Source organism: Chlamydiota bacterium (assembly GCA_012729785.1).
Lineage (GTDB): Bacteria > Auribacterota > Tritonobacteria > UBA1439 > UBA1439 > UBA1439.
The window spans coordinates 1-21,907 of sequence record JAAYCL010000017.1 but is presented as its reverse complement, the minus strand read 5'-3'; the positions used below and the strand labels follow the sequence as shown (position 1 = coordinate 21,907).

19 protein-coding genes are annotated in these 21,907 nt (G+C 69.6%); 15 read left to right on the top strand and 4 right to left on the bottom strand.

The window, feature by feature from the left end; translation table 11 throughout:
* The first annotated feature begins 26 nt into the window (after positions 1-26).
* The 4 genes from GXY35_03915 to GXY35_03900 all read left to right on the top strand — a co-directional run bounded on the left by GXY35_03915 (position 27) and on the right by GXY35_03900 (position 4,856).
* Positions 27-1,874 carry a U32 family peptidase gene (locus tag GXY35_03915; protein ID NLW93732.1) on the top strand — a complete coding sequence of 616 codons (1,848 nt, stop codon included), beginning with the start codon at positions 27-29 and terminating at the stop codon, positions 1,872-1,874.
* Positions 1,875-1,943: 69 nt separating this feature from the next.
* The gene (locus tag GXY35_03910; GenBank protein ID NLW93731.1) at positions 1,944-3,110 is read left to right on the top strand and encodes an exo-alpha-sialidase; all 1,167 of its coding nucleotides are present in this window, start codon (positions 1,944-1,946) and stop codon (positions 3,108-3,110) included.
* The gene (locus tag GXY35_03905; protein ID NLW93730.1) at positions 3,110-3,760 is read left to right on the top strand and encodes a hypothetical protein; all 651 of its coding nucleotides are present in this window, start codon (positions 3,110-3,112) and stop codon (positions 3,758-3,760) included. The genes GXY35_03910 and GXY35_03905 overlap by 1 nt, the downstream gene beginning before the upstream one ends.
* A gap of 58 nt (positions 3,761-3,818) precedes the next feature.
* Positions 3,819-4,856 (top strand): D-alanyl-D-alanine carboxypeptidase, encoded by a 1,038-nt coding sequence (locus GXY35_03900; GenBank protein ID NLW93729.1) that lies wholly within the window; start codon positions 3,819-3,821, stop codon positions 4,854-4,856.
* Positions 4,857-5,060: 204 nt separating this feature from the next.
* Here the strand turns inward: GXY35_03900 and GXY35_03895 are convergent, their stop codons facing one another.
* Positions 5,061-6,035, bottom strand: a complete 975-nt coding sequence (locus GXY35_03895; GenBank protein ID NLW93728.1) for a hypothetical protein — start codon at positions 6,033-6,035, stop codon at positions 5,061-5,063.
* A 182-nt stretch (positions 6,036-6,217) separates the two neighbouring features.
* On the opposite strand from GXY35_03895, the gene GXY35_03890 reads away from it, so the two are divergent.
* The 4 genes from GXY35_03890 (at position 6,218) to GXY35_03875 (ending at position 12,551) form a co-directional block, all read left to right on the top strand.
* The gene (locus tag GXY35_03890; GenBank protein ID NLW93727.1) at positions 6,218-7,516 is read left to right on the top strand and encodes an amidohydrolase family protein; all 1,299 of its coding nucleotides are present in this window, start codon (positions 6,218-6,220) and stop codon (positions 7,514-7,516) included.
* Positions 7,517-7,525: 9 nt separating this feature from the next.
* A complete protein-coding gene (locus tag GXY35_03885) occupies positions 7,526-9,013 on the top strand; it encodes a sodium:solute symporter (GenBank protein NLW93726.1) in 1,488 nt (495 codons plus the stop codon).
* A 121-nt stretch (positions 9,014-9,134) separates the two neighbouring features.
* Complete coding sequence (locus GXY35_03880) at positions 9,135-9,419, top strand: hypothetical protein (GenBank protein ID NLW93725.1); 285 nt, start codon at positions 9,135-9,137, stop codon at positions 9,417-9,419.
* 489 nt (positions 9,420-9,908) lie between these two features.
* A complete protein-coding gene (locus tag GXY35_03875) occupies positions 9,909-12,551 on the top strand; it encodes a PQQ-like beta-propeller repeat protein (GenBank protein NLW93724.1) in 2,643 nt (880 codons plus the stop codon).
* A gap of 168 nt (positions 12,552-12,719) precedes the next feature.
* Here GXY35_03875 and GXY35_03870 read toward each other — a convergent pair whose 3' ends face one another.
* From GXY35_03870 to GXY35_03860, 3 genes are read right to left on the bottom strand one after another with little or no spacing between them, the layout of a single operon-like run.
* Entirely contained in the window at positions 12,720-13,172 is a 453-nt protein-coding gene (locus GXY35_03870; protein NLW93723.1) for a hypothetical protein, read from the bottom strand.
* On the bottom strand, positions 13,169-13,705 hold the full coding sequence (locus tag GXY35_03865; protein ID NLW93722.1) for a hypothetical protein: 537 nt from the start codon (positions 13,703-13,705) through the stop codon (positions 13,169-13,171). The genes GXY35_03870 and GXY35_03865 overlap by 4 nt, the downstream gene beginning before the upstream one ends.
* Before the next feature lie 60 nt (positions 13,706-13,765).
* Positions 13,766-14,311, bottom strand: coding sequence for a sigma-70 family RNA polymerase sigma factor (locus GXY35_03860; GenBank protein ID NLW93721.1), 546 nt, complete (start codon positions 14,309-14,311; stop codon positions 13,766-13,768).
* Positions 14,312-14,428: 117 nt separating this feature from the next.
* Between GXY35_03860 and GXY35_03855 the strand changes: the two genes are divergently transcribed.
* The 7 genes from GXY35_03855 (at position 14,429) to GXY35_03825 (ending at position 21,770) form a co-directional block, all read left to right on the top strand.
* Positions 14,429-16,990 carry a hypothetical protein gene (locus GXY35_03855; GenBank protein ID NLW93720.1) on the top strand — a complete coding sequence of 854 codons (2,562 nt, stop codon included), beginning with the start codon at positions 14,429-14,431 and terminating at the stop codon, positions 16,988-16,990.
* Entirely contained in the window at positions 16,987-18,000 is a 1,014-nt protein-coding gene (locus GXY35_03850) for a hypothetical protein (GenBank protein ID NLW93719.1), read from the top strand. Before GXY35_03855 ends, GXY35_03850 begins: the two co-directional genes overlap by 4 nt.
* Positions 17,997-18,719: a MotA/TolQ/ExbB proton channel family protein gene (locus GXY35_03845; GenBank protein ID NLW93718.1), complete on the top strand. Its 723-nt coding sequence runs from the start codon at positions 17,997-17,999 to the stop codon at positions 18,717-18,719. Before GXY35_03850 ends, GXY35_03845 begins: the two co-directional genes overlap by 4 nt.
* On the top strand, positions 18,716-19,123 hold the full coding sequence (locus GXY35_03840; protein ID NLW93717.1) for a biopolymer transporter ExbD: 408 nt from the start codon (positions 18,716-18,718) through the stop codon (positions 19,121-19,123). The genes GXY35_03845 and GXY35_03840 overlap by 4 nt, the downstream gene beginning before the upstream one ends.
* Before the next feature lie 73 nt (positions 19,124-19,196).
* Positions 19,197-19,616, top strand: a complete 420-nt coding sequence (locus tag GXY35_03835; GenBank protein ID NLW93716.1) for a hypothetical protein — start codon at positions 19,197-19,199, stop codon at positions 19,614-19,616.
* A 49-nt stretch (positions 19,617-19,665) separates the two neighbouring features.
* A complete protein-coding gene (locus GXY35_03830; GenBank protein NLW93715.1) occupies positions 19,666-20,874 on the top strand; it encodes a hypothetical protein in 1,209 nt (402 codons plus the stop codon).
* Positions 20,875-20,915: 41 nt separating this feature from the next.
* Positions 20,916-21,770 (top strand): SPFH/Band 7/PHB domain protein, encoded by an 855-nt coding sequence (locus tag GXY35_03825; GenBank protein NLW93714.1) that lies wholly within the window; start codon positions 20,916-20,918, stop codon positions 21,768-21,770.
* Positions 21,771-21,907 lie beyond the last annotated feature (137 nt).

Genomic DNA, 21,907 nt, shown 5'->3' with positions numbered 1-21,907 from the left:
CAAGGGACGGGGAAAACGGGGGGCGCATGGCCGCCGGGAAGGGATGTGCGGCGCGCGCGCTGGAGCTTTCGGCGCCGGCGCGGGATCTCGCGTGCGGGGTCGCCGCGATCGACGCGGGGGCCGATTCCGTCTACATCGGGGCCCGGGCGTTCGGGGCGCGCCTCGCCGCGGGGAACCCGACGGAGGAGATACGCCGCCTCGCCGACTACGCCCACCGGTTCCACGCGCGGGTCTACGCGGCGCTGAACACCGTCCTCTACGACGCCGAGCTCGACGCGGCGCGGGAGCTGATCCACGAGCTGTACGCCGCCGGCGCCGACGCCCTGATCGTCCAGGACATGGGGATCCTGGAGATGGACCTCCCGCCGATCCCCCTCTTCGCGAGCACGCAGGCCGACATCCGCGACGGGCGGAAGGCGAGGTTTCTCGAGGAGGTCGGTTTCAGCCGCGTCATCCTCGCCCGCGAGCTCACCCTCGATGAGATCCGGGAGATCCGCGCCCGCACGGCGGTCGAACTCGAGTGTTTCATCGCGGGGGCGCTCTGCGCGGGGGTGAGCGGGCAGTGCCGGTTCAGTCTCGCCGTCTGCGGCCGGAGCGCCAACCGGGGGGAGTGCGCGCAGCCGTGCCGGGGGCGCTACTCGGTCGAGGATGCCGGCGGTCGGATCCTCGAGCGGGACCGGCACCCGCTGTCGCTCAGGGACCTCGACCTCGTTCCGCGCCTGCTCGATCTCGTCCAGGCGGGCGTCACCGCCTTCAAGATCGAGGGGCGCCTCAAGGACGCCGCATACGTCTCGAACATGACCGCCTACTGCCGCCGTGCGCTCGACGCGGTCATCGGCTCCGTCCCCGGCCTCGCGCGGGCCTCCGACGGCGAGGTCTCGCTCTCCTTCGAGCCGGACCCGGAACGGACCTTCAGCCGCGGGCGGACGGGGTACTGCATCGAAGGGCGCCCGGAGGACGCCGTCTTTCCGCTGACGCCCAAGTCGATAGGGAAACCGGTCGGGACGGTGGCGGCCGTGCGCAAAGACCATTTTATCCTGCGCGGGGGCGCCTCGCTGAACAACGGCGACGGCATCTGCCTCTTCGACCGCCGCGGCGCGCTCCGCGGCACCTTCGTGACGCGCGCGCGGGGGGAGCGGATCTACCCCCGGGACCCGCGGATCTTCTGCGCCGGCGCCGCGCTCTACCGCAACCGCGATCGGGGGTTCCTCGCGGCCTTGTCGCGCACCCCGCCGACGCGGAGGATCCCCGTTCGCGTCGTGTTCCGCGAGACCCGCGCAGGTTTCTCCGCGGTGGCGACGGACCCGCGCGGCGTCGCGGCGCGCGTCGAGGCGGCGGCGGAGAAGGTGCCCGCCCGGAGCATCGCCAAGGCGGCCGCCGCCATCCAAGCCCACTTCTCGAAACTGGGGGGGACCCCCTACGCGGCCTCCGCCGTCGACGCGGCGCTCAGTCGCCCGCTGCTGCTCAAGGCGTCGTTTTTGAACGCGATGCGCCGGGAACTCGTCGCCCGCCTCGACGAGGCGCGTTCGCCCGCGCGCCCGGGCAAGGCCCGCGCGATCGTTCCGAACCGCGTCCCCTATCCCGGGGAGGAGCGCGACCACCGCCTCAATGTCTCGAACAGGCTCGCGCGGCGCTTCTACGCCCGCCACGGGGCCGTCGTCGTCGCCGATGCGCTCGAGCTCTCGGGCGTCCCGGCGGGCACGACCGTCCTCACCGCCCGCGCCTGCGTGCGGAAACGGCTCGGCCTCTGTCCGCGGCGGGGAGGGGAGGGGCCGCCGTCGGCCGCCCCGCTCTTCCTCGCGGATGCGCGGCGGAGGCACCGGCTCGAGTTCGACTGTGATCGGTGCGAGATGCGCGTCGTGTTCCAGGGGTAGGGGGCCCCGGGCCGGACAGGCGCCCCGGCGTGTGATATACTGCCGCGGCGGCGGGAGGGAGGTGGATCGATGAAGGCACGAGCGTTGCGCGGCGCCGCCCCCCGTCTCGCCTTCGTGGTCCTCTTCTGCCTCGCCGGTTTCCCGCCCCTCTTCAAGGCCGTCACCGCCCCGCCCCCCGCCGGGTTCGATGTCGCGCCGTCCGCTCCGCCGTCGGCTCCCGCCGGGCGCCCGCTCTACCGGGAGGAGTTCATCGACCCGGAGGAGCCGTTGCAGACCGCCCACTGCCCCGCGCTCGTCGAGCTCGGGGGCGGGGATCTGCTGGCGGTCTGGTACGCGGGGGTCGAGGAGGGCTCCGCCGATGTCGCCCTGTACACCGCATCGTGGGATCGCCGCTCCGGCCGGTGGTCCTCCCCCTGCTTCATCACTGACGCGGCCGCCACCGGCGCCGAGCTCGGCCGGAGCGTGCGGAAGATCGGCAACGCCGTGCTCCACCGCGATGAAAACGGGCGGCTGCGGCTCTTCTACGTCACCGTCTCCGTCGGCGGCTGGTCGGGGGGGGCGCTCAACGTGAAGGTCTCGCACGACGACGGGCGCGCGTGGAGCAGGGCGCAACGCCTCGTCACCTGTCCGATCCTCAACATGGGGACGCTCGTGCGCTGCGGCGCGGTGCGGTACCGCGACGGCTCGATCGGCCTGCCGGTGTACCACGAACTGATCGGGAAGTTCGGGGCGCTGCTCGTCCTGGGACCGGACGGCTCCGTGCGCGACGAACGCCGGATCTCGTGGGGCCGCTCCTCGCTGCAGCCGTCCGTGGTGCCGCTGGACGACGCCCGGGCGGTGGCCTTTCTGCGCCAGAGCGGAATGCCGGAACGGCGCCTGCTCCGGTCGCGCTCCGCAGACGGGGGGCGGCGCTGGTCGAGGCCCGCCCTGACGGGGCTCCCCAATCCGAACTCCTCGGTGAGCGCGGTGCGGTCGCGGGACGGGACGCTCTGGCTCGCCTACAACACCATGGAGTACGACCGCGACAACCTCGGCCTCGCCCGGTCCCGGGACGGGGGCGAGACGTGGGAGGATGTGTACGAGTTCGCGCGGGCGGGGGATGGGGAGGAGACGCTTGGCTTCTCATACCCGTTCCTGATCGAGGCCAGCGACGGGACCTTTCACCTCGTCTACTCGTGGAACCGTGCCCGCATCCGGCACGTCCGCTTCAACCGCGCATGGCTGGAGGCGCTCTGATGCGGCCCCCCCTCCTCGAACAGCTCCTCGCGGCCCTCGGCCCCGCCCTCGCCCTCGCCGCCGCGTCTGCTTCGTTCGGGCGGCTCCTCGGACCGGGGCGCCTCCCCCGCCTCCTGCTCGCGGCCGCCGGCGCGGCGTGCCTCGCCGTGCCGGCCGGGGGGCTCCCCCTGTACGCCCATATCCGCGGCGCCGTCGGGGAGCTGAGCGTGGTTACCCTGGCCGCCCTCGCCGCGGCGGCGTGCCTGGCGGCGGGGGGGAAATCCTTCCTCTCCCGAAGAGACCTCTCGGCGCTCGCCGCGGCGGCGGCGGTCTCCGCCCTGGCGCTCTACCCCGCTGCCGCGGGCGCCGTGCCGTGGGACCTCTACCGGACCGGCTACCGTCCGCTGCTGCCGGCCGCATGCGTGCTCGCATTCTCCGTCTGGGCGTGGCGCACGGGGCGCCGCGGCGCGGCATTCACCGCGCTCGCCGCGCTCGCGGCGTTCGACCTGGGGGCGTTGGAAGCCGAGAATCTGTGGGACTATCTGATCGACCCCGCCGGCGCGCTCTGCGCGTGCGGCTGGTGGCTGTGGCGGGTCTCGCGGGCCGCGGCGCGGCGGGCGCACCGCCCGTGCGCGGTACCGGCGCCGCTTCGCGGCTTTGAAAAGCGTTGAACGGAGGGGCGGTTCTGGTAGACTTCCCTTCCCCGATACCGGAAACAAGGAGAAATCGGTGAAAGGACTTTGTCGCACCGCCCTGCTGTCCGCCGTCCTGCTGCTCCCCTCGCTCCGCCCTCCCGCCGCGGCCGCCGCGCGCGCGGAGATCCCCCCGCGCACCGGGTCGCCGTATGTCGGGGCGATCGTGGTGGACGCGGAGACGGGCGGGACGGTCTTCGAGGAGAACGCCGACGCCGAGTGCTACCCGGCGAGCATCGTGAAGCTGATGGACCTGCTGATCATCCTGGAGCGGGTCGGAGAGAAGTCGCTCGACCTTCAGGAGCCGGTCACGACGACGGCGGAGACGTCCCGCATCGGGGGCTCGCAGGTCTACCTCGCCGAGAACGAGACCTTCACCGTGGAGGAGCTCCTCTACGCCCTGATGGTCCAGTCGGCGAACGACGCCGCCGTCGCCCTCGCCCTGCACGTGGCGGGTTCGACGGAGGGGTTCGTGCGGCTGATGCAGGAGAAGGCGGACAAACTCGGGATGACGTCGACGCGCTTCGCGTCCGTCCACGGCCTTCCGCCCGACAAGGGGAAGGAGCCGGATCTGAGCACCCCGCGCGACCTCGCCGTTCTCGGGCGCGCCGTCGCCGCCTGCCCCGGCGCCCTGGCGTACACCTCGACCCAGGTCCGCGGGTTCCGCGGCGATTCGTTCGAGATGCGGAACCACAACCGGCTCCTCGGCGTCTTCCCCGGCTGCGACGGGCTCAAGACCGGTTACTTCAGGCTCGGCGGATACTCGGTCGTCGCCACCGCCGCGCGCGGCGGAAACCGGTTCATCGCGGTGGTCGCGGGGGCGAAGGAGAAGAAGGAGCGCGACGCCCGGGCGAAGGCCCTCCTCGCGAGCGCCTTCGCGAAGGCGACCCCGAAACCGGCGGCCACGGCCACGGCCATGCCCGCGCCAACCGCCCCGCCCGCCGTCGCCCCCCCCGTGGAGAAGGCCGCCGGGCGCGGAAGGAGACTGCTGCTCATCGCCGCCGCGGCGGCGCTCGGGTGGGGGGTGTACTGGTTCGTGAAGACGCAGATCGGCGGCCCCCCGCCCGAGGCGTAGCGGTCTGCGAAGCCGCGCCCGCCTTCCGCATCCCCCGCCGCGTGGAGGGGCCGTCGGCCGGCTCGGCCGCGAACGACAGGATGGGGAAGACGAACCGGACGGGCCCGCCGTTTCGGTCGCCCACCGCGAAAGAGCGCCCCGCCGAGGACCGCCGGCGCGCCTCGGGGGGAAACGATCTCCACGGGGCCCGGCGGGCCGCGGCCTCTACCAACCGAAGGCGCCGAACGGCCCGTACGGGTGCTCCGCGGAGACGCCCCATCCCGAGGGGGCCGGCGGGGAGAGCGCCTGGAAGCTGAAGCGGATGGCGGCGGGCGAGAAGGAGGGGCTTCCCGCGTCGATCCAGGCGGAGTACCAGAGGTCGGAGGTCCTCCGCGCGGCGAGCTCGAGCTGCGCCTCCGCGTCCGTGCCGACCCGGTCGTAGAGTGCCTGGAAGTAGGCGGGGCTCGAATCGCCGCCCGTCTCGTCCTGCGCCTCGAGATCCGCGGCGAGCACCTCGTCGAAGAGGTTCCAGCCGCCGGCGATGAGGGCGAAGCCGCATTCGACGCGGTCGACGACGTAGACCGCGGAGCCGGGCGCGGTCGCGAGGGAGGGGATATGCCGAGTCACCATCTCGCTCTCGTACCGGCTGTGGATGCCCACGTTCCGCGGATCGTAGAGGGGATGCCAGTACCGGTAGCCGTCGAAATGCCGGGTGCAGTGGAGCGGGCACGAAGCGTCCGCGACGTAGTGCCCGAGCTCGGCGGCGCACTGGTAGGCCGCGAGCCAGTTCCGCGCCCGCATCAGGCCGACGAGGCGGCCGTAATGCTCCTCGATCCCCTCCCACTGGAGGACGCCGTTGTCCCGGCCGAAGGCGGAGAGATAGGCGGCCTGGTCGCGGGGCACGGTGTCGAACGGCGGCGGGTATGCCCCGAGCTGCGAGTCGATGTCGCACCAGTGCCGGGCGTTTTCGTTTCCGTCGTAGCTCTTCTGCCAGTCGGGGGCCGTCGCCTGGTACTCGAGGAGAAGGCGCATGTCGCCGAAGGCGTTCCCCGAGCCGTCGTCCTGCATCGAGGCGGGGAGGTTGTCCACCGCGTGACGGTTCACGAGCCGGTGTCCGTCGCCGCCGAACGGCACGGCGGGGGAGGGGAGGCACACCGCCGCCGCGACGGCGATCGCCCCCGCGCATCGCGCACGCATCATCTGAGACCCCCGGTGTCCGGCACGGCTTCGCGGCAACCTGATTCCCCCCGCGTCTCCGCCATGATACCATGCGCGACAGAAGAATTCCAAACGTCCGGCGGCTTCGAAAGATGCTGAATCCAAAGGGGCGATCCAGCATACTACGGCCGGTGCGGCGCAACGGAAAGGAGCGGCGGTCCGGCATGGAGCTCGTCGTCAGGAACGCGGAGGTGCTGACCCCGCGCGGGATGGAGCGGGCGGACGTTGCGGTCGGGGGAGGGAGGATCCTCCGCGTCGGAGGCGCGGGGAAGGCGGGGAAGATGCGCGCAGTGGAGGGCGAGGGGCTGGTCGTCCTCCCGGGCGCGGTCGATCCGCACGTGCATATGGAGCTCCTCACCGTCAGTGGGAAGATCTCCTCCGACGATTTCGACAGCGGCTCCTGCGCGGCGCTTTTCGGCGGGGTGACGGCGCTCGGGGACTTCGCCTACCCGGAGAAGGGGGAGCGGCTCGTCCACGCCCTGCAGGCGCGGCGCGAGGCGGCCCGGGCGCGCTGCCGGACGGATTTCTTTCTCCACGTCGCGGTCTCCGAGAATCCCGCGGACCTGGAGGCGCAGATGGAGGAGTGCGTCGCGGAGGGGGCGCGTTCCTTCAAGGTGCACATGAACGACCCCTTTGTCGGCCGCGACCTGCTCGACCGTCTCTGCCGGTTCTGCGCGGAACGACACTGCATCCTCATGGTCCACGCCGAGGACGGCCCGGCGATCGCGCGGGCGCAGGCGCGGCTCGTCGCGGAGGGGAAGACCGCGCTCGCGTGCTACCCCGGCAGCCGTCCGCCCGAGTGCGAGGCGCGGGCGATCGACACGGTGATGTCGTGCGCGGCGAGACACCGCCCCGCGGTCTACATCGTCCACCTCTCGAGCGCGGCGGGGCTCGAGGCGGTGCGGCGGCATCGGGAGGCGGGGCGGCGCATCTATGCGGAGACGTGCCCGCAGTATCTGTTCCTCACCGAGGCGAAATACGCCGATCCGGACGGCTTCTGCGCGACCTGCGCTCCTCCGTTCAGGAAGGAACGGGACCGGGAGGCGCTCTGGAGCGGCCTCGCGGACGGCTCGATAGACGTCGTCGCGACCGATCATTGCCCGTTTATGCGCGCGCAGAAGGAGGCGTGGGGCGGCGACTTCACCCGCCTCCCGTTCGGTATACCCGGCGTCGAGACGATGGTGCCGCTCCTTTTCGGGGAGGGGAGGCGGCGCGGCTTCTCGTACGAAAAGCTCTCCGCGCTCGCGGGGGGGAACGCGGCGAGGATATTCGGCCTTTCCCCGCGCGCGGGGATCGAGGAGGGGCGGAAGGCGGATCTCTTCGTCTACGACCCCGCGGGGGAGACGGCGATCGATCACGCCGCCTTGCACATGCGCTGCGACTTCTCCCCCTACCAGGGGATGCGCCTGACCGGCCGGCTCGCGGCGACGGTCCTCGGCGCGTCCGTTGTGCACAACGGTTGAAAGGGTCCGATGCAGCACCGCCTCCCGACGCTCGATATCGCCGTGCTGGCCGTCTACACGGTCGGCACGGTCGCCTTCGGCTGCTGTTTCCTGCGCAGGAGCCGCGCCTCCGAGGCGTTCATGAAGGCGGGCGGGGCGCTGCCCGCGTGGGCGGTATGCCTCTCCATCTTCGGCACCTACGTGAGCAGCATCTCGTTCCTCGCCCTCCCGGGGAAGGCGTTCTCGGGGAACTGGAACCCGTTCGTCTTCAGTCTCTCCCTTCCGCTTGCGGCCTGGGCCGGCGCCCGGTTCTTCGTCCCGTTCTTCCGCCGCTGCGGCGACATCTCCGCCTACGCGCATCTCGAGCGTCGCTTCGGCGCCTGGGCGCGCTCCTATGCGGTCGTTTGCTACATGCTGACGCAGATGGCGCGGATGGGGTCGATCATGTACCTCCTCGCCCTGCCCCTGAACCATCTCCTCGGATGGGACGCGCGCCTCACCATCCTCGCCACCGGCCTCCTCGTGACGCTCTACACGCTCATGGGCGGGATCGAGGGGGTCATCTACACCGACTCGATCCAGAGCGTCATCCTCATCGCGGGAGCGCTCATCTGCGTCGTGTGCATCCCGCTGGGCATGCCGGAGGGGCCGGGGCAGGTGTTCAGGATCGCGGCGGCGCACGGAAAGTTCAGCCTCGGGAGCTTCGGACCCTCGCTCGCCTCGGCGACCTTCTGGGTTGTCCTCCTGTACGGCCTCTTCATGAACCTGCAGAACTTCGGCATCGACCAGAATTACGTCCAGCGCTACATCGCCACCGGCTCGGAGCGCGGGGCGAAACGCTCCGTCTGGATGAGCGCGCTCCTCTACATCCCCGTGTCGGCGTTCTTCTTTTTCATCGGCACGGCGCTCTTCGCCTACGCCGCGGCCCGCCCCGAGGCGTTCCCGCCCGAGCTGCGGGCGGAGATCGCGGAGGGGGCGGGGGACAACGTCTTTCCGTACTACATCGTGCATATCCTGCCGCCCGGGGTGTCGGGACTCCTCATCGCGGCGATCTTCGCCGCGGCGATGAGCACCATCTCGACGAGCGTGAACTGCTGCGCCACGCTCACGCTCTGCGATCTGTATCGCCGCTACCTGCGCCCCCGGGCGGGCGAGCGGGAGTCGATGGCGGTGCTCCGCGCGAGCACCGTCCTCTGGGGGTTCGCGGGCGTCGGCTTCGCCCTGTGGATGATCAAAATCAAGAGCGTGCTCGACGCCTGGTGGCAGCTCTCGGGCATCTTCAGCGGGGGGATGCTGGGGCTCTTTCTTTTAGGCTGTCTCCGGAGCCGCGCCGGAAGCCGTGCGGCGGCCGGCGGGGTCGCGGCGGGCGTGGCGCTGATCGGCTGGATGACGTTCACCCCCCGCGCCGCCTGGTGCCCCGCCGCCCTGCGGAGCCCCTTCCACCCGTTCCTCATCCCCGTCGTCGGAACGCTCACGATACTGCTGGCCGGCTTCCTCCTCTCCGCCCGCCGCTCCTGACCGTGCGGCGCGCCGCGCGCCTCCGGAACGCCGCGCGTCGATCCGGCGGGGATACAGCGGGCGGTTCCTCCGTATAACGTGCAGGAGTGGGGTTGTGCGTACGGAGGAAAGGAGGGGCCGGATGAAGAGGGGAGCGGTGGCGGCGGTTCTCGGCCTGGCCCTGGCGCTCGCCGCCGGGACGGCGTGCGCCCGCGACGGGCACCGCGGGCCAAGGCACGGGAGATGGGACGGCCGGGCGGGGCACCACGGCCATCGGTACAGCCGCGGGCCGCGGCGCGGCGGCTGGTACGGGCCGAGGGTTTGGCGCGCCCCGGGGTGGTGCGTGCCGCCCCCGCAGGTCGTCTGGGCGCCGGCGCCCTATCCGTGGTACCGGCCGGTGCCGACCTGGTCCGCGTGGGCCTGGTAGGGAAAAGGCGCGGCGATCGATGCCGCCGGGTTTCTCCCGGAAGGGGAGGCCCGGCGGCAATTGTTTGAGGCCGATCGCGTCCCATCCCCCCGGCGCATGCCCACGCGGGGAAGGGGCCCGTCGAATCAGCTGAACGCCACGCGGGAGAAGACGGAACGGCGCCGTCGAGGTCGCCGACGGGAATCCGCCTTCATCCGGCCGTATACGGGGGTGTCCCGCCCGGCGGCACGAGACCCGTTCCTTCGCGCGGGCAGGCAACAGCCCGTGCGATTCAGAGGCGGGTATCCCGTGACATTCCGTGAATATTTTGATTGTGGATATACCCGCAGACTGCTACGCTTGGCCATGCCGCGGCGGTAACCTATCGCACCGTTATGGGTTCGGGCGCAACGGGGTGCACGGTTAATCCGCATCGGATGGGGGAAAAACGACCCCGGCGTATCGCGGTATCCCTGCGAACACGGACTTGACAAAGGCAGGAGGGCGCGGATGAAGAGGACACTGCTTTCGCTTTGCGTGCTGTGTCTTGTGCCGTTTCATTCTCCGGCCGAGGGCGCCGCACAGGCGGAGCGCGCGGAGGGAACGGACTCCGTGTACGGGTACGACGTCGCCGCACCCGCCGACGGCGCGGCCCTAGAAACGGGGCATGGGGATGCCGCCGCATTCGATTCCGGCGAAGCGGCCGAAGCCGGACAGGCTTCTTCGGACACCGATGAGAACCTCGGGGCGGGGATCCACGAACTGTGCCGGCCGGCGCTCGAGATAGGGGACGTGGAGGGGTTGCAGATCGCGACGACGCGGTCGAGCATGGATGGAGGGTGGTTCTTCTACTTCGGCCTTGCGCACGCTATCTATGAGAACCCCCTTGGCGCCGTGAATGACAACGGCAATATTTTCGAGGACGGAGCCGGGTATGAACAGCCGCAGGCGACGGGGGTCTGGGTGGGGCGCGACTCCGAGGATATCGCCGTCCAGGCGGGCGATTACGTCACGGTGACGTACGACGGGGGCCGGACGAGAAAGATCTACTTTCCCGCCCTGAGCGGGGAGAGTACGCTGTATATCGGATTCGACGGTTCGACGTACTGGGACCGCGACCTGTGCGACCTGGCGCAGGCCGCCCCACGGGCGCCCTGGCCGATGTTCCAGCACGATGCCCAGCATACCGGACGGAGCGAGTACGCGGGCCCGTACAGGCCGACCCTGGCGTGGAGTTATCGTTTTCTAGATTCCGTATATTCTTCTCCCGCGATAGGTACGGATGGACGGGTGTACGTCGGCTCGGACGACCTGCGCTTCTACAGTTTTACCCCCAACGGCGATATCGCGTGGAGTTACAGAACCGACCATGAAATAACATCCTCGCCTGCGATCGGCTTCGACGGGAGCATATATATCACCTCGCAAGATAACACCTTCTACAGCATCAGGTCAAACGGGGGGCTCGACTGGAGTTATAGAATGTATAATATCTATTACAGTACGCCGGCAATAGGGTCTGACGGCACGGTGTATGTCGGCGATGGCAATATGCTCTACAGCATGACTCCGAACGGCGGCATGGTGTGGTCGTATCGTAAGTATTCGTCAATAGACTCCTATCCCGCAGTGGATTCCGACGGCAGGGTATACGTCAACTTATACAGCAACTTTCTCTGCATCGATAAAGAAGGAGACCGCGTCTGGTCTTATGCACTAGGCGATTACGCAAACTGCAAACCTTCGATCGGCTCGGATGGGAGGATATACCGGGGCGCCGACTATTTCTTCTACTGCTTCAATTCGAACGGAACCATTGCCTGGACGTATCCAATGGAATTAAACGACTACACCTCGCCCGCGATAGGGTCTGACGGGAAGGTGTACGTCACCTTGAGTAATGTGAATGGTAGGTATCTCAGCAGCTTTGCCTCCGACGGGACCTTTACCTGGTCGTATCAAGGCATCGCCTATGCCCCCGCGATCGATTCCAACGGGAAGATCTATTGCGGCAACCACTGCCTCAACGCCAACGGGAGTCTCTCGTGGAGCTACCGTCTCCATTCCTGGACGGCCATCAATCACGGCGCGAACGCGATAGACTCGGGCGGAAGGATCTACGGTTCGCATCCCAACGGCGATCTTCTCTATTGCCTGGAATCGATGCCCACGCCGACGCCCACGATCACCCCCACCCCCACGATTACATCCACGCCGACGATCACGCCCACGCCGACGATCACCCCCACACCGACTATCACGCCCACACCGACGGAGACGCCGACGATCACCCCCACGCCGACGAGGACACCCACGCGCACCCCGACCCGCACGCCGACGAGGACCCCCACGCCGACGATCACACCCACGCCCACGCGCACCCCGACGCCGTGCACCGCCCCGCTGGAGATCGGGGATATCACGAACCTGCGCATCGCCTCGACGCGTTCGGGCGTCGGCGCGGGATGGAACTTCTACTTCGGCCTGGCGGACGACGTCTACGGGAAGCCGCTCGGGTACGTGTACGACAACAGCAACATCTTCACGGACAAGGCCGCCTACGCGCCGCAGCCGGCGGGGGTGCTGGTGGGACGGGACCAGGAGGGGATCGCCGTCCAGGCGGGCGACTACGTCACGGTGACGTACGACGGGGGCCAAACGAAGCGGGTCTACTTCCCGGCGATACACGGTGATACCGTGGGCCTCTACATCGCCCACGACGGTTCAACGTACTGGGACCGGGGGCTGTGCAATCTGGCGCAGGCAGCGCTGTCGCCGACGCCCACGCCGACCCCTCTCCCTCGGGCGCAGGTGCTGTTGAACGGCACCTCCTATCGCCCGGGGAGTCCGTTCGCGGCGACATTCAGACTGAACAGGGCGGTGGCGAGGACGTTCAACGCCTACGCGGTGGTCAATCTGCCCGATGGGTCGATGCTGGACGCGATAACGCTGTCGCCGCGGATTCAACCGTTGGCGACGAATGTACACGGGCTGCCCGCGGGGTTCACCTATCCCTTCATGTCGCTCACGGTACCGCCGGGCGCGCCGAGGGGGAACTGCTCGGTGATGGTGGGCTTCTTCGCTCCCGAGCAGCCGATCACGGGCCCGGGCGACGCGTTCCTGCTGGCCGTTGCGCCGTTCGCGCTGAAGTAGATCTAGCGCGGATTCCGGGCGACGCGTTCCCCCCCTCCGGGGGGCGCGGGTGCCGGTTTCGCCTCGCGGACGATCGGATTCGGGAGCGCGCTCGACGCCCGGCGGCGGCATCGCCCTGCCGCAGGGGAGGATCGCCCGTGCCCCCATCCGGGGCTCCCAAACGAAACCTCAGAGCTGCTTCAGGAAACTGCGCTCCTTGATCATCTGCGCGAAATCGCGGCGCTGTGCGGGGGTGAGGCAACCGAACGCCTCCTGGATCAGCCCGACCATGCGCTGCCGCATCTCGATCCGCTTCTCGGCGAGGGACTGCTCCAGTTCCAGTATCCTGTCGGGATCCGGGTTGTCCTTGACCACCTCATCCCAGAACGCGTCTATCTCCGGGGAGTGGGACCGGTTGAATTCGGCGGTCTCCTCCTGGAGCCGCTGCCTGATCTCGACGAGCTTCTCCTCCTGCTCCGGGGTGAAATGGAGCGTGCGGGAGAGGAGCTGGATGTAGCCCCTGTCGGACTTCAGCTTGTCCAGCGTCGAGCGGGCGCGGCGGTAGCCGGCGATGAAGAACAGGTTGAACCCGACCGAGACGAGGAGGAGGATGCACAGCAGGTTTCTTGACGCCGGTCTCATGACAACTCACCTCCCAGGAATGGCTGTTCCAGGCGGCCGAACTCCGCGGAGACGGCGTCCGGGTTCAGGTGCGACATCTGCGCGGATCCCGCCGCGCGGGGGAGGGGGAACGTTTCCCGCCCCATCGTGAACCCCGCCGCGCACGCCGAGACGACGAGCGCCGCCGCGGCCGCCCAGGCCGCGCCGGTCCGCAGGAGGGCGAGCGTGCCGCGAAAGGCGGCGAACAGGTCGCCGTCCCTGCCGTGTACCGGCGGGCGCGCCACCAGCCCCTTGGCGCGTTCGAAGACCGCGGCGGGGGCGGGCGCGGGGCCCGCGCGCAGCAGGCGGCGGAGCTCCGCCACCGCCCCGACACAGGCGGGGCAGAGCCGCAGATGCTCCTCGATCCGGTTGCGCGCGTCGCGCCGGCACGCCCCGTCGAGATAGGCGGCGAGCTCGGCGGGCCCCGGACAGGCGGAGGGCGCCCCCGCTTCGGGGACCCTTACCCGCTTCCAGAGCTCCCGCTCCTCGCGGAATTCGTCACGCGTTCCGTTCATCGGCATCCTCCGGATGTTATACGCACCGACCGGCCCGACCATCCCCGCCGCGGGCGTTGATCATCGCTGTTCCTTGAGTTGCCTCCGCAGCTTCACGACCGCCTTGTGCACCGTGCTCCGCACCGTCTGGGCGTTCACGCCGAGGATCGAGGCGATCTCCGACGGCTCCATTCCCCGGTCGCAGAGGAGGTGGAGGACCAGCTTCTGCCGCGGCGAGAGCAGCCCCTCGGGGAGCTCGATCCCGGCGTTGGAGACCGGCGGGGGCGCCGGGATTTCGAGCGCCGCCTCCCCGATTGAAACGGTCGAAAGGCGCCGCCGCCGCAGGGAGTCGATCGCCACGCTCCGCGCGACGATGGTGAGCCAGGTGACGAGCGAGGCCCGGCGCGGATCGTAGGTCCTGAGCAGACGGAAGTCGCGTCCGACCAGGCGCACAAAGACCGCCTGGACCAGGTCGCGCACGTCCTCCTCGTTCACCGCGCCCGTGTGGGCGAAGAGGGATCCCTTCACCGCCGCCCAGATGACCGGGGTGAACCGGTCGACGAACGCGTCCCACTCCGCCTTGTCGCCGTCGAGGAGACGCGGGAGGTCGGTATGCATGTTTGGCATTTCAAACCCCGGTCCTATCGGATACCATAGGGCGCATCCCATGACATCCCGCGACCGTCCCGAGTATACCACAGGACCGCTTCCGGATGCGGGCGGGGCGGCGCAGACGGGGGGACGATGAACCCGCCGCCCGCGCCCGCCGCACGCGTCGCCGTCGTTGCGGCCTGCGCCCTCCTCCTCTCCGTGGCGCCCGGGTTCGGCGCGGACGCCTTCATCGAGCGGGCGGCCTCGGCGGCGCTCGCCGGGTTCGACGGGCCCGTCCCCGCGCTCCTCCGCGCGCAGCCGGAATATTACCGCGAGGGGCTCGACGCGACGCCGTCGACGGCGTTCGCCTACGCCGGCATCGCGGGGGTGGACGCCGCGGGGCCGGCTTCGGAGGCGCTCGCGGCGCAGGTCGCCCTGCTGCGCGCCCTCTTCGCCGCCGGGCCGTCCCCGTACCTGGTCTACCGCCTCGGCGTCCTGTCGCGGACGCTGATCGAGGCGGCGTCCCCGCTCCCCTCGTGGGGTCCGCCCGACAGGGAGGAGGCGCGCGCGCGCTTCCTTGCGGACATCGCCGCCCACCCCGACGACGTCGCCGTGTCCCCCCCCCCGCCGCGGCTCCTCGCCAACCCGGCCGCGGCGATCAAGGGCGCGCTCGAACGGTCCGCCGGATGGGCGGGGCCCGTGCGCGCGCAGTATCTCTCCGGGCGGGGCTACAACGTCATCGTACGCCAGGCGGCCGCGGGTTCCGTGCGCGACGCGGCGTCGTTGATGCGCAATGCGCTGGCGACCGTCGGAACGCCGCGGAAGGCGCGGGTGACCCCCTCGGCCCGGGACGGGTTCCATCGCGACGCCTGCACCTTCTACCTCCGGCGCGGGATGCGGGACGACGCGGCTGCGGCGTACCGCCTGATCGCGGGGGACGCGGCCCCGCCGAGGATCGACTCGACCGAGGCGGCGATGGAGCAGTACGCCTCCGTGCGCGAACTCGAGGCGCTCGAGAAACTGATGGCGGCGGCCGGCATCGAGATCCGCTCCCCGGCGAGCGAAAAGCAGAAGGCGCTGTTCCTCACCGCCCTCTCCGCGCTCGCCCGGTCGAGCATCGAGCAGGGCCGCACCGACCGCGCGCGGATCGTCCTCGGGCTCCTCCTGCGCGAGGGATACCGCTCCGACTGGACGCTCTCGCGCCTCGGCGCGCTCTACGGCCTCGACGAGCTGCGGGATCTGGACGTGCCGGAGAACGCCTGGAAGGTCTACCGCGAGGCGAACCGGCTCGAGGCCGCCGCCGGCAACGCCCGCTTCGAGAAGAAGCGGTTCGCGTCGTACGACTTCCTGATGCGCGCCGCCGCCCTCTACGCGGCCATCCCGGAAGGGGCGAGCGGCCTGCGGAAGATGGGCCAGGCGCGGATCGCGCAGATCGTGGAGACGCTCCAAGGGATCCCCCCCGACGCCCTGGTGTCGGAGGAGCTGTTCCAGTCGGCCGTCGACGCGATCGCCGGGGGCGATGTCGACGCCGCGTCCCGCGCACTCGCGGTGAGCGAGCACTGGGCGCCCGGCGACCGGACGGTGCGCGGGGCCGCGCGGGAGGCGGAGGCGATCCGGCTCTTCGCGAAGGGGAGGGAGCTCTACGAGGCCGGGGACCTCGAGGGGGCGGCGAAACAGTTCCGCGCGGTCGCGGAGAGGCACGCCAAGAGCACGATGGCCGCGCAGGCGGGGAGGATGCTCGACCTCTACGCCCAGCGCAAGGCGCAGCAGCGTGGCGCCCTCCTGCTCCTCCTGCGCGGCGCGTACGAGGCGTCGTTCACGGGCGACGCCAAGTCGGTCTATGCGCGGTGCGACGAGATCCTCGACGCCGATCCGGACGATGACCTGCAGGACCGTGCGCAGCTTCTCATCGCCCTCACCTGGTACGAGACGTCGCAGCGCGGCTATCAGAGGATCGACCGGATATTCAGGGACCTCCTGAAGCACCGGGTCCTGGAGATCGACGGGGCCGACCTGGTGCTGAAGAAGAAGATCGCGTTCTACTTCGGCCTGACCGACGAGTTCCCGGGGATGGAGATCGCGCGGCTCAGGGGGTCGCTGGCCGACAAGCTCAATCTCAGGGCGGCGGCGCGGGGCGACGACCGCGGAGGCGACGCGCAGGACCTGCTCGACCAGGCGCGCGACGAGATCGAGGTCGCCTCCGACCTGATCGACCGCGGCGAGGGGGAGCAGGTCGACATGAGCGAAGCGCGCGATCTCCTCGAGAAGGCGCAGGATCTTGTCGGCGACGCGGAGGGGTTCGTCGAGGCGGAGGCTTCCGAGGAGGCGAACAACGCAGCGCAGGAGGCTCTCGAGACGGCCACCGCGGCCCGCGAGGAGGCGGAGAAGCTGCTCGGGATCTCCGGGGAGCTCCGCGAGGAGGCGGAGAAGGAGATCGAGGAGGCGGAGAACGCGATCACCGAGGCGGAGAATTCGGTGCAGGAGACGGAGGACGAGCTCGAGGAGGAGTTCGATACGCTTCGGTCAGACCTCGACGAGGCAAGGGATCTGATGGCGGAGGCGCGCGATCATTTCGACCGCGCGGAGTACGAGGAGGCGAAGGAGAAGGCGACCGAAACCATAGAGCGGGCGGGGAAGGTCGTCGACGACGCCGAGGAGCAGTTGAAGGTGGGGCAGGAGGAGGCGGAGGAGGCGGAGGAGTGGGTGGAGGAATGAAGGCGAAGACGGGCGGGCGGGAACGGTCGTGGCGGGAGGCGGAGAGGCGGCGGCGCCGCAGGATCCTCTTCGTCTGCCTCGCCGCCTCGCTCGCCGTGCACCTTGCGTTCCTCTTCTCCTTCGGCCCCCGCTGGTTCGGGAAGCCGCCCCGCGTGAGGCCGGCCGGGGGGAGGCGCGTCTCCCTCACGCTCAGGCCGCGTGCGCGGGATGCCGCCCCGGTGAAGGCCCCGGCCCCGCTGAAGGCGCCCGAGGCCAAGCCGGCGGAGAAGCCCCCGGTGCGGCGGCCGGTCTACGGCGCGGAGGAGATACGGCGGAAGCTCTCGCGCGTGCTCAGCCCGGAGATCGCCGAGAAGTCGGTCAAGGCAAAGGAGACGCGCCTGCGGGAGATGCTCCAGGATCGGGAGACGATGGCGCGCACCTGGGTCTCGAAAACCTCGGAGGCCCTCCGCGTCGAGGAGGCGCTGGCCGAGGAGGGGACGGTCGGCTACCGGCGGGTGATCGACCTCAGGAAATGCTCCGACTTCGAGATCGGCCGCATCATGGACGTCTTCAAGATGGAGGTCGGCTACGGGAGCCGGCCGGTGACCGATTTCAACCTCCGTTTCACCTCGGAGTGGCTCCTCACGCAGGGGCAGATGCGGAACCTCGCCTCGCGCGTCGGCGTGAAACGGAGGGGAAAGAGGCCGCCGATGCCCCCCGCGGGGCCGGGGGCCGTATCGCTGGAGGAGCCGACGGACGGTCCGCCGCGTTCCTACCTCTCTCCCTCGGCCGCGGCCGTGGCGGCGATCATCGCGGCCGAGGAACGGTACTTCGCGCAATCGGAAACGGAACCGGAGGAACTCGACCGGGTGGTCTTCGTCCCCGCCTGGTCGTTCCGGGGGCCGGGGTTCACGGTGGCGTCGGCGGAGAAGAAGGCACAATCGGCGGGTGCGGGACAGCAGCCCGCGGCGGCCGGGGCTCCTGAGCGCCCCGCGGGCGGCGGGGAACAACGGAAGGGGGGAATGAGATGAGAAGGTCGATGCGGCAACTGTCGGCACTGGCGGCGTTCCTGTGTGCGGCGGCGCCCGCGTGCTGCGCGGCGGATTCGTGGTTCACTCTGAGGTTTCAGGAGTTCGAGCGGGGGGGAGTGCTGATGTGGCCGCTCCTCGCCTGCTCGGTCCTGGCGCTCGGGTTCGCCGTGGAGCGGTTCATCATGATGCGCCCGGACCGCATCGTGCCGCTCCCGTTCGTCAAGCATGTGCGGGCGCTCGTGGCGGCGGGGGAGTTCGACCGGGCGATGGCGTACTGCCGGAAGCACCGGAACCCCGCCGCCTCGGTCTTCACCGTCGCCCTGACGCTGAACGAACGACCGTCGATCTCGAACGCGGTGATCCGGAGCACCGTGGAGGATCTCGGCGCTCGGGAGATGGACGACCTTGCCCTGCGGATCAGGCCGCTCCTGGTGATCTCGAACATCAGCCCGCTCCTGGGGCTTTTGGGCACGATCTTCGGCATCATCAAGGCGTTCAACGTGGTGGCCTCGGAGTCCGGGTTGGGAAGGGCCGACCTCCTCGCGGCGGGCATCTCGGAGGCGCTCATCACGACCGCCGCGGGGCTCCTCATCGCCATCCCCACGCTCGCCTTCTACCATTACTTCCGCGGTATCCTCGAGGGCAGGGTCTCGGAGCGGATGGAGATCACGCTTCGGGCGTTTCTCGAGGACCTGTTCGAGAGGAGGGGCGAGCGATGAGACTCGTGCGGAAGAAGTGGACGGAGGGGGATGAGCTGAACCTGACGCCGCTCATCGACGTCGTCTTCAACCTGCTTGTCTTCTTTCTGGTCGCCACCTCCTTCCAGCGGGTTCAGCGGGAGCTCCAGGTGGACCTGCCGAAGGCCAAATCCTCGGAGGCGGTGTCGATGGAGATCCAGCCGATCGCGGTGACGGTGGCGAAGGACGGCACGATCACGATGGGGGAGAAGCCGGTCACGGTCGAGGAGTTGCCGAAACGGCTCAAGGAGACGCTGGCGGCGGCGCAGAAGCCCCGCGTCTTCGTGCGCGGCGACGCGCAGGCGTACCACCAGAACATCGTGGCGGTCCTGAACGCCTGCCAGGAGGCGGGGATCTACGACGTGTCGCTGGCGACGGAGGAGTAGAAACGGGGAACTGCGCGCTTGGCGCGGCGGCGGGGGGTGTGCTACACTGCGCGAGGCGCGAAAGGAGGATCGAATGAAGACGACGGTGCGTGCGGCGGTCGTCCTCGCGGCGGCGGTCGTCTGCGGTTGCGGGACGCTGCGGACGGAAAGACTGAAGGCGGGGATGACCCAGGACGAGGTGACCGCGCTGTACGGCCAACCCAAGGCGATCTACCACGAGAAGGTGGGGAACAGCTTCGTACAGGCGATCGACTACTCCAGGGAGTCGATGGGGATCCCCAACTACCTCGACGACTACGGCTGGATCAAGGTCCCCACCACGCATGTGGTCAGGGCGTGGTTCGTGGACGGGCATCTCACGGACTGGTGCGGCGGCAGGTACAGCAGCTACGAGGCGCTCAAGAAGCTCGAGATGCGCTGCGAGCTGCGCGTACCGCCCAGCTTCGACTCCGCGGGCACGCCGGAGACGGTGAGGAAGCTCAAGGGGCGTTGAGCATCGAACAACGCGGGCGCCACGCGGCGCCCGGGAAGGGACGGCGACGATGAAGCGGTACCTGGGGTGCGCGGTGGCGTGCGCCTGCGCGGCGGCGCTCGCGGGCGGGGGGTGCGGCATGAGGGAGGCCGCCGAGACGGACGCGGGAGGCGCGGCCGCGGTCGTCAACGGCGCGCCGATCCCGCGCGCGGAGGTCGACCGCATCACCGACGCCTTCACGAAACAGATGGGGGCGGGCGTCTCCGACGAACAGCGCGCCTCGATCAAGACCGCGCTCGGGAGACAGGCCCTCGAAAACCTCGTCAACCAGAGGCTTCTCGTCCAGGAGGCGGAGCGGAAGGGGGTCGTTGCGGACCCGAAGGCGGTCGAGGAACAGATGGAGAAGGTCGTGAAGATGTTCCCCGATCCCGAGAAGATGAAGGAGCAGCTCTCCGCGATGGGCGTCGGCGAGGCGGAGCTCAGGCGCGACATCGCGCAGAACCTCGTGATCAAGGAGCTCCTCGACCGGCAGCTGCCGAAGGGGACGGAGCCGACCGCGGAGGAGATCAAGGAGTTCTACGAGGCCAACGTCTCCAGCTTCGACCTCCCCGAGCGGGTCCGGGCGAGCCATATCCTCTTGGCCGTCTCCGCCGACGATCCCCCCGAGAAGAAGGCGGAGAGGAAGGCGGCGCTCGCCGCCCTGCGCGAGAAGATCGCCGGAGGCGCCGACTTCGCCGAGGTCGCGAAGGCGAACTCCGACTGCCCCAGCAAGGAGAGCGGCGGGGACCTGGGCTTCTTCGAAAAGGGGAAGATGGTCCCCGAGTTCGAAACGGCCGCCTTCGCGCAGCCCAAGGGAGAGCTCGGAGAGGTCGTCGAGACCCCGTTCGGCTACCATCTGATCAAGGTGACCGACCGGAAGGAGCCGGAGAAGGCGTCGCTCGAGAACGCCTCCGCGCGGATATCCGAATTCCTCACGCAGCAGAGGAAGGGGAATGCCGCGCGGGAGTACCTCGAGAAGCTTCGCACAGAGGCGAAGATAGAATACCCCGCCGAGGAGTTTCGCCCGGCTCCGCAGGCATTCTCACCGGCGCAGAGCGGCGACCCGCAGGGGGCCGCGGCGCCCGAGGCTGAGGCCGGCGGCGCCCCCGTGGCGCCCGAGGAGCCCGCGGCGCCCGAGGCGAAGGCCGGCGGCGCCCCCGCGGCGCCCGACGAGCCCGCGGCGCCCGAGGCGAAGGCTGGCGGCGCCCCCGCGGCGCCAGAGGCGGATGCGGGGAGATAGAGGCGTTCCCGCGCGCCGTGCGCGGAGAATTGGAGGGCCGGATGATCCTTGTCCCTGTCTTCATGGTCGCCGTCGTGCTCTTCTTCATGGGCATCCGCATCGTCAGGCCCACGCATCGCGGCCTGATCGAGCGCCTCGGCAGGTACCGCCGTTTCGCCGAGCCGGGATTCCACTGGATCATCCCCGTCATCGACAGGATGTTCCAGGTCAACGTCACCGAGCAGATGGTGGACGCCCAGCCGCAGGAGATCATCACCAACGACAACCTGAACGCCCGCGTGGACGCCCAGGTCTACTTCAAGGTGCGGCAGGACGAGGAGAGCGTCAAAAACTCGCAGTACAACGTGCACCATTACGAGTGGCAGATCGTGAACCTCGCCCGCACGACGCTCAGGAATATCATCGGCACGCTGACCCTCAAATCCGCCAACAGCGAGCGGGGCAAGATCAACGAGGAACTCCACAAGACCCTCTGCATGGAGACGCAGCACTGGGGGATCGAGATCGTGCGCACGGAGCTGAAGGAGATCGACCCCCCGAAGGATGTGCAGGAGACGATGAACAAGGTGGTGAAGGCGGAGAACGAGAAGATCGCCGCCGTGGACTTCGCCACCGCGACCGAGACCGCCGCCGACGGGCAGAAGCGGGCCGAGATCAAGAAGGCCGAAGGGATCAAGCAGGCGCGGATCCTCCAGGCCGAGGGCGAGGCGGAGGCGATACGGCTCGTCAACGAGGCGGCGGAGCGGTACTTCGTCGGGAACGCGCAGGTGCTCCGGAAGCTCGAGGCGGTGGAGAAGGCGCTCGCGGCGAACGCGAAGGTGGTCGTGCCGCAGAACGCGGAGCTCGTCAACGTGATCGGGGAGCTCGCGGGGGTGCTGCCGCTCAAGAAGGGCTGAGGAGAACGGCCGGGGTCACCTATGTAGGCAGAAGGCAAGCGTAAAGACACCTTGCCAGTAAGGCCTGCCCCCCTGCACTGAACTTCCACGCTCTTCTCTTGCCAGCCGGGCTGAGTATCAGTGAAGCACTGGATTGT